Source organism: Microbacterium sp. G2-16M, assembly GCF_055809115.1.
On record NZ_CM147897.1, the window covers coordinates 3246462 to 3259991 of the forward strand.

Annotated in this window: 10 protein-coding genes and 2 tRNA genes; 7 read left to right on the forward strand and 5 right to left on the reverse strand. The window is 70.3% G+C overall.

Annotation, left to right across the window (positions count from 1 at the left end; translation table 11 throughout):
- Positions 1-75: 75 nt before the first annotated feature.
- From topA to AC0L6F_RS15315, 5 genes are all read left to right on the forward strand, one after another.
- Positions 76-2796 carry a type I DNA topoisomerase gene (topA, locus tag AC0L6F_RS15295; protein WP_473538533.1) on the forward strand — a complete coding sequence of 907 codons (2721 nt, stop codon included), beginning with the start codon at positions 76-78 and terminating at the stop codon, positions 2794-2796.
- Positions 2793-3413, forward strand: coding sequence for a dTMP kinase (gene tmk / locus AC0L6F_RS15300; protein ID WP_274637412.1), 621 nt, complete (start codon positions 2793-2795; stop codon positions 3411-3413). The genes topA and tmk overlap by 4 nt, the downstream gene beginning before the upstream one ends.
- Before the next feature lie 50 nt (positions 3414-3463).
- Complete coding sequence (locus AC0L6F_RS15305) at positions 3464-4624, forward strand: DNA polymerase III subunit delta' (protein ID WP_473538535.1); 1161 nt, start codon at positions 3464-3466, stop codon at positions 4622-4624.
- Entirely contained in the window at positions 4621-6177 is a 1557-nt protein-coding gene (locus tag AC0L6F_RS15310; protein WP_473538536.1) for an alpha/beta hydrolase, read from the forward strand. Before AC0L6F_RS15305 ends, AC0L6F_RS15310 begins: the two co-directional genes overlap by 4 nt.
- Before the next feature lie 91 nt (positions 6178-6268).
- Positions 6269-6344 (forward strand) — tRNA-Thr (locus AC0L6F_RS15315).
- Positions 6345-6389: 45 nt separating this feature from the next.
- On the opposite strand, the gene AC0L6F_RS15320 is transcribed toward AC0L6F_RS15315, so the two are convergent.
- Complete coding sequence (locus tag AC0L6F_RS15320; RefSeq protein WP_274637415.1) at positions 6390-7352, reverse strand: EamA family transporter; 963 nt, start codon at positions 7350-7352, stop codon at positions 6390-6392.
- A gap of 115 nt (positions 7353-7467) precedes the next feature.
- Here AC0L6F_RS15320 and AC0L6F_RS15325 point away from each other — a divergent pair, with 115 nt between their 5' ends.
- On the forward strand, positions 7468-9687 hold the full coding sequence (locus AC0L6F_RS15325) for an MMPL family transporter (RefSeq protein ID WP_473538537.1): 2220 nt from the start codon (positions 7468-7470) through the stop codon (positions 9685-9687).
- A gap of 16 nt (positions 9688-9703) precedes the next feature.
- On the forward strand, positions 9704-10282 hold the full coding sequence (locus AC0L6F_RS15330) for an isochorismatase family protein (RefSeq protein WP_473538538.1): 579 nt from the start codon (positions 9704-9706) through the stop codon (positions 10280-10282).
- A 6-nt stretch (positions 10283-10288) separates the two neighbouring features.
- On the opposite strand, the gene AC0L6F_RS15335 is transcribed toward AC0L6F_RS15330, so the two are convergent.
- From AC0L6F_RS15335 to AC0L6F_RS15350, 4 genes are all read right to left on the reverse strand, one after another.
- Positions 10289-11383, reverse strand: a complete 1095-nt coding sequence (locus AC0L6F_RS15335; protein WP_473538539.1) for a fatty acid desaturase family protein — start codon at positions 11381-11383, stop codon at positions 10289-10291.
- Positions 11384-11553: 170 nt separating this feature from the next.
- Positions 11554-11883, reverse strand: coding sequence for a Fe-S cluster assembly protein HesB (locus AC0L6F_RS15340; protein ID WP_259611530.1), 330 nt, complete (start codon positions 11881-11883; stop codon positions 11554-11556).
- A 74-nt stretch (positions 11884-11957) separates the two neighbouring features.
- Positions 11958-12032: transfer RNA gene (locus AC0L6F_RS15345), tRNA-Lys, on the reverse strand.
- Between the two features lie 100 nt (positions 12033-12132).
- A complete protein-coding gene (locus tag AC0L6F_RS15350; protein ID WP_473538540.1) occupies positions 12133-13350 on the reverse strand; it encodes an NAD(P)H-binding protein in 1218 nt (405 codons plus the stop codon).
- Positions 13351-13530: the final 180 nt, after the last annotated feature.

The following is a 13530-nucleotide window of genomic DNA, read 5'->3' on the forward strand; positions in this document are numbered from 1 at the left end:
ACCGCACTCGATGTCCACACAGGCTCGTGCCCGTCCGGGGTGTGTATGGTGTGCATCGAAGAAAGGACCACCCCTTTGGCACACGGCAAGAAGCTCGTCATCGTCGAGTCCCCGACCAAGATGAAGTCGATCCAGGGATATCTCGGCGACGGCTACGAGGTGCTCAGCTCGGTCGGTCACATCCGCGACCTGGCCGATCGCAAGGCGATCCCACCCGAGCTGAAGAAGACCTCGGTGGGTCGCTATTCGATCGACATCGAGAACGACTTCGCCCCCTACTACGTCGAGTCCGAGCGCGGCAAGAAGACCGTCGCCGAACTCAAGCGGGCGCTGAAGACGAGCGACGAACTCCTGCTGGCCACCGATGAGGACCGCGAGGGCGAGGCCATCGCGTGGCACCTGCTCGAGGCGCTCAAGCCGAAGGTCCCGGTCAAGCGCATGGTGTTCCACGAGATCACCAAGGACGCCATCCGTGCCGCCGTCGACAACACCCGCGAGCTCGACCTCGACCTGGTCGATGCGCAGGAGACCCGCCGCATCCTGGACCGGCTGTTCGGCTGGGACATCTCGCCGGTGCTCTGGCTGAAGGTGCAGCAGGGGCTGTCGGCCGGTCGCGTGCAGTCCGCGGCGACCCGGCTGGTCGTCGACCGGGAGCGCGAGCGGATGGCGTTCGTCTCCGCCTCGTACTGGGATGTCGCGGCCTCGGCCGCGAAGCACGCCGACGCGTTCGGCATCCAGCTGGCGCGCCTGGACGGCGCGCCCATCGCCCGCGGCACGGACTTCGACGATCGCGGCCAGCTGAAGAAGGCCGTCGTCGTGCTGGACGAAGCGCGCGCCACGGCCCTGGCGGCAGCGGTCGCCGAAGCGGGCGAGGGGTCGGTCACCAAGCTGGAGTCCAAGCCCGGCACCCGCCGCCCGTACGCGCCGTTCACGACCTCGACGATGCAGCAGGAAGCCGGTCGCAAGCTCTCGATGAGCGCCAAGCACGCGATGAGCGTGGCCCAGCGCCTGTACGAGAAGGGGTTCATCACCTATATGCGCACCGACTCGACCGCGCTGTCGACGCAGGCGGTCCAGGCGGCGCGCGAGCAGGCCGTGCAGCTGTACGGGCCGAAGGCGGTGCCGCTGAACCCGCGCGTCTACAAGAGCAAGAGCAAGAACGCGCAGGAGGCGCACGAGGCCATCCGTCCGTCGGGTGAGCAGTTCCGCACGCCGTCGCAGGTGACCGGCTCCCTCGACCGCGACGAGGCGCGACTGTACGAGTTGATCTGGAAGCGGACCGTCGCCAGCCAGATGTCCGATGCCACGTACGAGACCACGACCGTGACCCTGCAGATCGCCCTGCCCGATCAGAGCGCCGAGTTCACGGCATCCGGCACCGTGTACACCTTCAAGGGATTCCTCGAGGCGTACGAGGAGGGCCGGGACGAGAAGCGCTCGGACAGCGACAAGCAGAACGATCAGGCCCTGCCCCAGCTGGCGGTCGGCGACGTGCTGGCCATCCGCGACGTCGAGCCCAAGGGGCACGCCACCGCGCCGAAGCCGCGCTACACCGAGGCATCCCTGGTCAAGGCGCTGGAGGAGAAGGGCATCGGCCGGCCGTCCACGTTCGCCAGCATCATCGACACGATCCTGGCCCGCGGCTACGTCACCAAGCGGGGGCAGGCGCTCGTGCCCAGCTGGACCGCGTTCAGCGTGATCCGGCTGCTCGAGCAGCACTTCACCGACCTGGTCGACTACGACTTCACCGCCGCGCTGGAAGACGACCTGGACGCCATCGCCCGCGGCGAGCAGAAGCGCGTGGACTGGCTCAAGGAGTTCTACTTCGGCTCCGAGGGCCACGCCGGTCTACGCCACATCGTCGACAACCTCGGTGAGATCGATGCACGCGAGCTGAACTCCACCCGCATCACCGACAACGCCGTGCTGCGCATCGGGCGGTACGGGCCGTACCTGGAGGTCACCGACCCGGAGCACCCGGACGCCGAGGTGCGGCGGGTGAACCTGCCCGAAGAGCTGGCACCGGACGAGCTGACCCCGGCCAAGGCGCAGGAGCTCATCGACGCCCCGGTGGCGGGCGACCGCGTGCTGGGCGAGAACCCCGAGAACGGCAAGCTCATCGTGGTGAAGGACGGGCGATACGGCCCGTACGTGCAGGAGGTCGAGCCCGAGGACCCGGAGCGGGTGGATGCTGCGACCGGCGAGGTCGTGGATGCCGCGCCCGCGAAGGGCGCCAAGGGCAAGGCGGCCGCGAAGAAGGCGGCCGCCGAGCCCAAGCCGCGCACCGCCTCGCTGTTCAAGAGCATGACGGTCGACACGGTCGACCTCGAGTCCGCACTGCAGCTGCTGTCGCTGCCGCGCGTGCTGGGCACCGACCCGGAATCGGGTGAGGAGATCACCGCGCAGAACGGACGCTACGGGCCGTACCTGAAGAAGGGCACCGACTCGCGGACACTGGATTCCGAGCAGCAGCTGCTGGAGATCACCCTCGACGAGGCGCTGGAGCGGTACAAGCTGCCCAAGTACGGTGCCAAGCGGGCCTCCAGCGCGCTGAAGGAGTTCGAGGCGGACCCGGTCAGCGGCAAGCCGATCAAGCTGCGCGACGGCCGGTTCGGCCCGTACGTGACCGACGGCGAGACGAACGCGACGGTGCCGCGCGGCGAGGACGCGATGGCCGTCGACTTCGCCCGCGCCGTGCAGCTGCTGGCCGACAAGCGCGCGAAGGGTCCGGCGCCCAAGCGCAAGGCCGCTCCGAAGAAGACGACGACGCGCAAGCCCGCGGCGAAGAAGAAGTGACCGGGCTGTTCGTCACCTTCGAGGGCGGCGACGGGGTGGGCAAGTCCACCCAGGCGGCGCTGCTGGAGGGCTGGCTGCGAGACCAGGGGCGTGAGGTGGTCCGCACCCGCGAGCCGGGCGGCACCGAGGTGGGTCAGCGCATCCGCGACATCGTGCTGCACCACCGCGGTCACGTCGAGCCGCGGGCCGAGGCGCTGCTGTACGCCGCCGATCGGGCCCACCACGTCGCGACCGTGGTCCGCCCGGCGCTCGCACGGGGAGCCGTGGTGATCCAGGATCGCTACCTCGACTCGTCGGTCGCCTACCAGGGCGCCGGACGGGTTCTGGATGCGGCGGAGGTGCGCGACCTCTCGCTGTGGGCCGTGGAGGGGCTGCTGCCCGATGTGACGGTGCTGCTGGACCTGGATGAGGCATCCGCCCGCAGTCGGCTGGATGCCGCCGACAAGCCGTTCGACCGGCTCGAGGCGGAGGAGGCCGCGTTCCACGCGCGGGTGCGCGCGGCGTTCCTGGCACTGGCGGCGGCCGAGCCGGGTCGCTTCCTGATCGTGGATGCCGCGCAGCCGGTCGATGAGATCGCCGCTCGCGTGCGGGACCGGATCGCGGCGCACGTCGGCTGACCGATGACGTGGTCCCGGCGGCGTCGTCGGGCGCGGTTAGGCTGGTCGGCATGGATGCCCCCGCCGCCGCCGTGCGCGATCCGCCGTGGGGCGAGGTCTGGGGTCAGGCCGATGCGGTCCAGACGCTGCAGTCCGCGGCATCCGACCCCTCCGCTCTGACGCACGCGTGGCTCCTGACCGGTCCGCCCGGGTCGGGGCGCTCGACGCTGGCCCGCGCGTTCGCCGCGGCGCTGATCGCCGAGCCCGGTGACCAGGCGGCGATGAAACAGGTGCTGGCCGGCACGCATCCCGACTACACGCCTCTGCGCACCGAGGGCGTCATCATCTCGATCAAGGACGCGCGCGCGCTCGTCGAGCGCTCGTACTTCGCGCCGTCGCTCGGCCGCTATCGGGTGATCGTGATGGAGGATGCGGACCGCATGACCGAGCGGACCTCGAACGTGCTGCTGAAGGCGCTGGAAGAGCCGCCGGAGCGCACGGTGTGGGTGCTGTGCGCCCCGAGCGACGCCGACCTGCTGCCGACGATCCGCTCGCGCGTGCGCACGCTGCGGCTGCGCGACCCGGAGGTGGCGGACGTGGCCCGGCTGATCGCCGAGCGCACCGGCGCCGACCCGGACCTGGCCGAGCAGTCGGCGCGGCACGCGCAGCGCCACATCGGCATGGCGCAGCGGCTGGCGACGGATGCCGCCGCCCGACAGCGCCGCGCCGAGACGCTGCGGGCGGTGCTCGCGGTCCGCGGCGTCAGCACCGCGGTCGAGGCGGCCGCGCAGATCGTGGCCGCCGCCACCGACGATGCGAAGGCGCTCACCGCCGAACGCGACGAGGCGGAGCGCGCCCAGCTGCTGACGACGTTCGGCATCGCCTCCGGCGCCGCGGTGCCCCCGGCGGTGCGCTCGCAGCTGAAGGCCCTCGAGGACGAGCAGAAGCGCCGCGCCACGCGGAGCCTGCGGGACGGCATCGATCGGGTGCTCACCGATCTGCAGTCGGTCTACCGTGACGTGCTCATGCTGCAGTTCGGTCGGGACGGCGACCTCATCAACCGAGAGCTGGCCGACGGTCTCGGCGAGATCGCGGCGAACTGGGACCCGGCCCACACACTCATCGTGCTCGACGAGATCGCCACGACGCGCGAGCGTCTCGAGCAGAACGTGTCTCCGGTGCTCGCACTGGAGAGCATGCTCATCACCGTGGCCCACGGAAGGACCCTGTGAACGCCAAGACCCGCATCGTCGCCGTCCTCGCCGGACTCGCCGCGGCATCCGTCGCCCTCACCGGCTGCCTGTTCTCGTGGATCCCCGACGGCGGCTCGGCCGACCCGGCGCCCTCGACGAGCGCCTCGGCCGACACCGAGGGCGTGGCCGCCGACCTGCTGCCGTTCTACGGGCAGCGGATCGACTGGGTCTCGTGCAGCGACGGCGACCAGTGCGCCACGGTCACCGCTCCGCTGGACTGGGACAAGCCGTCCGCCGGCAGCGTCGACCTGGCGATCATCCGCCACCGCGCCACCGGCGGCGAGGCGCTCGGATCGCTGCTGGTGAACCCCGGCGGGCCGGGGGCCAGCGGCATCGAGCTGGTGCGCGACTCACTGACGTTCGCGGTCGGCGACGAGCTCGCCAAGCGGTATGACGTCATCGGATTCGACCCGCGCGGGGTCGGCGAGTCGACCGCCGTGCGCTGCTACGACGCGAAGCAGATGGACGCATTCCTGTTCGACATCCCGAGGAACGCCCGCGGCACCGACGCGTGGCGCTCCGAGATCCTCGATTCAGCGCAGAAGTTCGGTCAGGCGTGCGAACACAACAGCGACGGCATCCTGCCCGACGTCACGACGGAGTTCGCCGCCCGTGACATGGACCTCATCCGCGCGGTGCTCGGGGAGAAGAAGCTCGACTACCTGGGCTACTCGTACGGCACGTTCCTGGGGGCGACCTACGCGAAGCTGTATCCGCAGCGGGTGGGCCGGTTCGTGCTGGACGGCGCCATCGACCCGTCCGTGTCGGGGCTGGACGTGAGCCTGACCCAGGCGCTCGGGTTCGAGTCGGCGCTGCGCGCCTACATGGCGTCCTGTCTGAAGGCCCGCGGATGCCCGTTCGCCGGCACGGTGGACGACGGCATGTCCGACCTCGGTGCCCTGCTCGCGCGGGTCGACCGATCTCCGCTGCGCAACTCCGACGGGCGGATGCTGGGGGCCGATTCGCTGATGACGGCCATCATCGCCGCGCTCTACTCGCAGGACAGCTGGCCGTACCTCACGCAGGCGCTGAGTGCCGCGGTCTCCGGCGATGCCGGGCCGGCGTTCCAGCTCGCCGACTTCTACTACAACCGGGCCGACGGGAAGTACCAGGACAACTCGTACGAGGCGTTCACCGCATACAACTGCATGGACTACCCCGACACCGCGACCGCCGCGCAGAAGCAGGCGGCGGTCGCCGAGCTGAAGGCGAAGGCGCCCACCATCGCGCCGTACTGGAACGTCGATCTGGACACCTGCTCGGTGTGGCCGGAGAAGGCGACCGGTGTGCGCGAGCAGATCCACGCGTCCGGCGCCGGACCGATCCTGGTGATCGGGACCACCAACGACCCGGCGACGCCGTACGCGTGGGCCGTGTCGCTCGCGAAGCAGCTGGATTCCGGCATCCTGATCACCCGCGTCGGCGAGGGGCACACCGGCTTCAACAAGGGCAACGGCTGTGTGGATGCTGCGGTGAACGACTACTTCCTGAAGGACGCCGTGCCCGACGGCGACATCCGCTGCGCCCGCTGAGTCCGGCGGCCCGCACGGCCGTCGCCGCGTTCGCGACGCCGTCAGCGACCATGTAAGATCGTTGATCGTGCATCGCGTGAGCGACACGCGCGCCACCTTAGCTCAGACGGCAGAGCGATTCACTCGTAATGAATAGGTCAAGGGTTCGATTCCCTTAGGTGGCTCCACACCCTCTTTCCCGCCGCTCCGGCCCGGCTTCAGCGCGGCGATCCCTACGCCACCGCGAGCATGGCCCCGGCCGCCAGGGCCAGGGCGAGTCCTACCCACTGGACCGGGGCGACCCGCTCGCGCAGCACGATCGCGGCCAGCACGATCGTGCCGGCCGGATACATCGCCGTCAGCGCGGAGACGATCGACAGATCGCCCAGGCGCAGCGCGACCAGCATGATCGCGTTGGCCGACGAGTCGACCACGCCGCACGCGATCGCCAGCCACCAGGCGCTCGACGGGATGCCGGTGCCGACCGGGCTCGGCCCGTCTTCCACCGCGTGCTCCAGGTCGGCGTGGCCCGTCGGCGTGGCACCCAAGCCCGCCCCCTGCGCCGTCAGCACTCGCGACGGGGCCATCCCGCGCCGGGCGGCCCGGATCAGGACGACCAGGACCACGGATGCCGTGATCAGGCCGTTGGACGCGCGGTTCAGGATGAGCGGCACGATGCCGCTGGCGGGGGAGGTCTGATCGAGGATGATCATGAACGCGCCGATCGCCAGGCCCGCTCCGACCGCCATCAGCAGGCCCCGGGCAGAAGGATGGACAACCGTGTCGCCCGGGATGAAGCCGACCAGGACGACCGCGACCAGCGCGGTCCCGAGGCCGACGTAGCCGATCGTGTTCAGCTGCTCGCCGGCCACGAGCAGCCCCCACATCATCGGCGCGATGGCCGAGACGATCGCGGTCACCGGCGACAGGATGCTCATCGGGCCGATCGCCAGGCACGCGTACAGCAGTGCGATCGCGATGGCGCCGGAGACGCCCGAGATCGCGCCCCAGGCGACATCGGCGGGCAGCCAGGCGCCGCCCATCAGCGGATACAGCGCCGCCAGCAGGACAAGCCCCGAGACAGCCGCGACCGCCGTCACCACGATCGAGCGCAGCCGCTTCGCAGCGAGCCCGCCGAGGAAGTCCGCCGATCCGAACACGAACGCGCCGACCAGGGCGATCAGGGCGGACGGCATCAGGCCAGCCTACGACGCGTGGTTCCGCCGCGCACGGCGAACGGACGGCGCTCGCCACGGCGTGACGGCGCTCGCCGCGGCTGGATGCACCGGACCCTGGGCGTAGGCTGGCCAGGTGACCGACCGGCCCCTGCTCCGACGCGACCGCCGGGCTCCGGCGCAGCCGACGCGATGGCTGCGGGTCGGCATCCCGGCACTGCTGGTGATCATCTGGCTGTTCGCCGGCGCGGTGGGCGGCCCGTACTTCGGCAAGGTGGGCGACGTCTCCACGAACGAGCAGTCGGCGTATCTGCCCGACTCGGCCGACTCGACGATCGTGCAGAACCGGCTCGCGGACTTCACCGGCAGCGACAGCATCCCCGCGGTGGTCGTCGTCACCGGCGATGGCACACTCACCGACGACCAGCTCGGCGCCCTGCGCGAGATGACCGATGCGCTCGCCGACGTCCCCGGGGTCAACGGGACGATCTCACCCCCGATCACCTCGACCGACGGCGAGGCCGCGCAGATCTTCGTGCCGCTGTCCAGCGGCGAGGTCAACGACGCCGTGGACGCCCTGCGCAGCGCGCTCGACGACGGCCTGCCGGACGGGACGACGGCATGGATCACCGGCCCGGCCGGGTTCACAGCCGACCTCGTGCACGGCTTCCTCGGCATCGACGGGCTGCTGCTGGGGGTCGCGCTGCTGGCCGTGTTCGTCATCCTCGTGATCGTCTACCGTTCGCCGCTGCTGCCGATCCTGGTGCTGGCGACGGCATCCTTCGCCCTGTGCGCGGCCGTGCTGGTGGTGTGGAATCTGGCGAATTCGGGCATCCTGATGATCAACGGGCAGGTGCAGGGGATCCTGTTCATCCTGGTGATCGGCGCGGCCACCGACTACGCCCTGCTGTATGTCGCCCGGTTCCGCGAGGCGATCGGCGAAGGGGCACGGCGGTGGGATGCCACGACCCGCGCATGGCGGGGAGCGTTCGAGCCGATCGTCGCCTCGGGCGGCACGGTGATCGCGGGCCTGCTCTGCCTGCTGCTCAGCGACCTGGCGACCAACCGGGCTCTCGGCCCGATCGCGTCGATCGGGATCGCGTTCGCGATGCTGGCGGCGCTCACCTTCCTGCCCGCGCTGATGGCGCTGGTCGGCCGCGCGGCGTTCTGGCCGTTCATCCCGCGCGAGCCGCTGGTGATGATCCCCGACGATCTGAGCGTCCCGGTGAAGGGCTTCTGGGCACGGCAGGCGCGCCTTGTGGCGCGGCACGCGCGACTCGTCTGGATCCTGTGCGTGGTGGTCCTGCTGGCGGCCGGCACCGGCATCCTCCAGCTCAAGGCGGACGGGGTGCCCTCCAGCGACCTGGTGCTCGGCGCCTCCGAGGCCCGCGACGGACAGGACGTGCTCGGCGCGCACTTCGACGCCGGCAGCGGCAGTCCCGTGTACGTGCTGGTCCCGCAGGACCAGCTCGCGGCCGCCGCCGGGGTGATGGACGACGAGTCCGGGATCGAAGACCTGTCGGCGGCATCCGCTGACTCGGTGACGGGTCAGGCGACGATCACGATGAAGGAGGGCGAGCCCACGTTCGCCGCACCCGGTCCGCCCGGCACCCCCGCGCCGAAGCCGACCGTGTCGGACGGGGATGTGCTGCTGATCGGCACCCTGAGCGCGGCGGCCGACTCGACCCAGGCCGAAGACACCGTCCGCGCCCTGCGCGGCGACCTGGATGCCGAACTCGGCGCCGACGCCGCGAAGGTCGGCGGCGTGACCGCGACCGACATCGACACGAACGACACGTCCATCCGCGACCGGACCCTCATCATCCCGATCGTGCTGATCGTGATCTTCGTCATCCTGATGCTGCTGCTGCGGGCGATCCTGGCACCGCTGCTGCTGGTCCTCTCGGTGATCGTCTCGTTCGTCGCGGCAATGGGCGTGGCGGCGCTGGTGTTCGACCACGTCTTCCAGTTCGCCGGCGCCGACCCGGCCGTGCCGCTGTACGGGTTCGTGTTCCTGGTCGCCCTCGGCGTGGACTACAACATCTTCCTGATGACCCGGGTGCGCGAGGAGTCGCGCACCCATGGCACCCGACCGGGCGTGCTGCGCGGGCTGGTCGCCACCGGCGGGGTGATCACCTCAGCGGGACTCGTGCTGGCCGCGACGTTCGCCGCACTGGGCGTCATCCCCATCCTGTTCCTGGCCCAGATCGCGTTCATCGTCGCATTCGGCGTGCTGATCGACACGTTCATCGTGCGGTCGCTGCTGGTGCCGGCCCTCTCCTATGACATCGGCCGGGCGATCTGGTGGCCCTCGAAGCTGTGGCGGCGCGGGGTCGAGACCACGAGCCGCGACTGACGCGTACCCTCGAAACATGGGCACAGCACTGTTCATCGTCGACGTGCAGAATGACTTCACCGAGGGCGGGGCTCTCGGGGTGGACGGCGGGGATGCCGTCGCGACCGGGATCTCGCAGCTGCTGGCCGCGGATGCCGCGAACTACGACATCATCGTCGCCTCGCGCGACTGGCATGATGCCGAGGGCGACAACGGCGGACACTTCGCGGCCGGAGAGCCCGACTTCGTGGACACCTGGCCGGTGCACTGCGTGGCCGGCACCGAGGGGGCTGAATACGATCCCGGGCTGGAGACATCCGCCGTCACCCACCACGTGAAGAAGGGGCAGGGCACGCCCGCCTATTCCCTGTTCGAGGGCGTCACCGACGACGGCACGACCGTCGAACAGCTGCTGGACGCGCACGGGATCGTGGATGTCGACGTGGTCGGCATCGCCACCGATCACTGCGTGCGCGCGTCCGCGCTGGACGCGATCGCCCACGGCCGACACGTGCGGATCCTCACCGACCTCGTCGCCGGCGTCGCCGCCGATTCCAGCGAGGCGGCACTGGCCGAGCTCGCCCACGCGGGTGCGGAGCTGATCGAGCACGGCTGACCGGCGTCAGCGCGGGGTCAGGCTGCTGCGCTGCTCCACCAGCGGGCAGGTGAACACGTCCCGCTCGCCCAGGCCCACCCGGTTGATGTAGCCGACCACGATCGCGTAGGAGTGGAGCAGGCCGACCTGCGTGTACGGCACATCGTGCTGCTGGCAGTACTTCGCGACGATGGGCGCCGCCCGCCGCAGATGGGGCCGCGGCATGGACGGGAACAGGTGGTGCTCGATCTGGTAGTTCAGCCCGCCCATCGCGGCATCCAGCATCCGGCTGCCGCGGATGTTGCGGCTCATCATCACCTGCCGGCGCAGGAAGTCCAGCCTCATCTGCGGCGGGACCAGCGGCATGCCCTTGTGGTTCGGTGCGAACGACACGCCCATGTAGAACCCGAACAGCCCCAATTGCACCGCGAGGAACACGAAAGCGATCCCGGGGGAGAGGACGAGGAACACCAGCGTCGTGAAGCCGATCAGCCGCACGGCCATGAACCCGATCTCGACCCAGCGCCGATCCAGGTGGCCCCCGCTGACGACGCGGCGCACGCCGGACGCGTGCAGCGACACACCCTCCAGCAGCAGGATCGGGAAGAAGAAGAGGCCCTGGTGCGCGCGCAGCCAGGTCACGATGCGCGTGTGCGGGGCGGATGCCGCATCCTCCGTCAGCGCGATGACGGGCAGTTCGATGTCCGGGTCGGTGCCGACCTTGTTCGGGTTGCCGTGGTGCCGGGTGTGCTTGTGCTGCCACCACCCGTAGCTCATGCCGATCAGCAGGTCGCCGAGGATGAGGCTGACCCAGTCGTTCCAGCGCCCCGAGACGAAGATCTGCCGGTGGGCGGCGTCATGCCCGAGGAACGCGATCTGCGTGAACACGACGGCCAGCACGCCGGCGGTGAACAGCTGCCACCAGCTGTCGCCGATCCAGACGAACGCGGCGAGGCCGACGAGCAGTGCGAGAGGCAGGACGATCAGCTTCGTCCAGTAGTAGCCGTAGCGGCGCCGCAGCAGCCCTCGCGATCTGATCGCCTGAGCCAGTTCGGTGAACTCACTGCTGCTGCGCGGGCCCTTCGCCGAAGGCGAAGGATGTGTGGTGCGGATGTCGGTCATCGGTTGCTCCCCTCGTCCGCAGGGGGGGAACCGGACTCGCGCACCATCGTCGGTTCGCGTCACGGTTCCTTTCCGTCGACGATACGCGCGCACAGGCGTCGAAGGGCCGATCGGGGTGGACTCACAGGAGGCCGATGGCTGAGCGCGCCGTCTCTGGACGCGGTGATCGATCAGTGGGCGTGGCCTGCCGAGCGCACGTCGGTCATGCCCTGCGGCCCGTTCGTGCCGAACGAGAAGTCCACCACGCCCTGCCCGTCCACGCTTGCGTCGAGGACGAAGTCGTCCAGGTCGTCGGCGACGTCGGGTGCCAGGAACGTGCGGGCTCCGGACTGCTCCCGGACGACATCGCCCTCCTCCGGGCCGTCGGCGGGCTCGAGTGCGAAGTCGGTGCCGCGGTCCGACCCGTCGTAGATGCGGATCCCGCCCTTCTCCCGGCCGCCCGCGGTCTGCCCGGCGATCGCCTTCACGATCACACATGCGTTATCGGTGAGGGTGAACAACGTCGCCTCCTGCTGTCGGTGAGGGATGAGCCGCGTGCGTCCGGACGTCGGAGGCGAGGCGTAAAACAGCCGTATGGTGCCCCCGGAGAATTACGATATCTCGACCCACCGGTTAAAAGCCGGTTGCTCTTCCTCTGAGCTACGGGGGCGAATGGAGGTGCTCCGCAAGACCTGCGGCACCTGTCGGCAGTCTAAACCATTGACCGAATTCAACCGGAAGTCGTCACGCCCTGACGGGCTCCAGGACGGTCAGTCTGGGGTGGGGATGGTCGCCGACATCCGGAATCCGCCGTCGTCGGTGGGGCCGGACGAGATGGCTCCGCCCAGGCGACGCACCTCGGTGCGCGACCGGCTCAGGCTGGTAGCCTGATCGGCCTGCGGCGTCGGCCGCCCCGGGCCGTGCGCCACCTCGACCTCGACGGCGTGCGAGAGATAGCGGACGGCGGCCGCGGCATCCGCCCCCCGCGTGCGGGTGAGCACGAGCGAAACCCCTTCCTGCAGCACCCGGAAGGCGGCCTCGTCGATGTGCGGGGCCAGGCGCCGCTCCTCGCCGGTGATCTCGAGCGTGATGGGCATGCCCGCTGTCTGCAGCCCGGCGATCAGCTCGCGCGCATTCGACAGCGACGGCTCGGGCGGGCTCGGCAGCGGCGCGCGGACGATCGGGATGCCGGCGACTCCGACGGTGCGTGCGGCCTTCGATTCTCCGTCCGATCCGGTGCGCTCGCGCAGCCACTCGGTGAACGTGGCGCCGACCACCTGTGCGTCGGTGCCGGCCAGCAGGCTTCCGTCGCGCATCTGGTGACCGGGACGGCCCGGCAGTGACAGTTCGACGACCTGGCCGGGCACGCCCGCGGCCCGCCCGTATCGGCGCGCGAGATCGGCCATGCGCTCCACGCGCGGCCCGGCGAGATCCGGTACCCGCCCGGCCGGTGCACCCTCGGCCAGCTCGACCAGTCGGGCCGCGACCTCGTCCGCCGCGACCGGCTGAGACCGCATCGTCGGCACGAGGACGAACGGGCCCATCTTCATCCGATCGAACATCTGCTGTGCGAACTCGTGGAACTGCGTCGCACGCAGCAGCGTCCAGGGCACCGGACCGTCGGTGACCGCCCGCTCCTGCGCGAGCTTGCCCTCGTAGTACCCGTAGCCCCTCTCGGTGCGGTCGATCCCGACGATCGACAGCGCGAGATGATGGCCGACGCCCGCCCGCTGCTCCGCCTCCAGCAGCATCCCGGTCGTGGTCTGGAAGTACCGGACGGATGCCGCGGCCGTCAGAGTCTGCGACCCGCTGACGTCGATCACGGCGTCGACGCCGGCCAGGACGGCATCCAGCCCCTCGCCGGTCATCAGATCGATCCCGGTCGAGCGCGACAGCACGATCGGCTCGTGGCCGCGCCGCCGGGCATGCTCGGTGACCAGCCGGCCGACGGTGCCGGTCCCGCCGGCGATCGCGATCCTCAGCCCCATATCCCGAGGGTATCGCGCAGTGCGGGGACGGGCCCGTGCAGAACTCCGGTGGAATGCGTGCTGGGGGCGCCGTATCGCGCCCGCAGGGCCTGATCGCAATCGGATCTCCGGAGTTCTGCACGGGGTGCCGGAGACGGATAGCCTCGGACCGTGGCATCCGCACCCCAATCCCCGCAGACG

Bases quoted from the DNA above. Each gene is read 5' to 3' on its own strand.
- AC0L6F_RS15305 (WP_473538535.1), top strand. From the start codon at position 3,464: ATGGATGCCCCCGCCGCCGCCGTGCGCGATCCGCCGTGGGGCGAGGTC.
- AC0L6F_RS15320 (WP_274637415.1), bottom strand. From the start codon at position 7,352: ATGCCGTCCGCCCTGATCGCCCTGGTCGGCGCGTTCGTGTTCGGATCG.
- AC0L6F_RS15330 (WP_473538538.1), top strand. From the start codon at position 9,704: ATGGGCACAGCACTGTTCATCGTCGACGTGCAGAATGACTTCACCGAG.
- AC0L6F_RS15335 (WP_473538539.1), bottom strand. From the start codon at position 11,383: ATGACCGACATCCGCACCACACATCCTTCGCCTTCGGCGAAGGGCCCG.
- AC0L6F_RS15350 (WP_473538540.1), bottom strand. From the start codon at position 13,350: ATGGGGCTGAGGATCGCGATCGCCGGCGGGACCGGCACCGTCGGCCGG.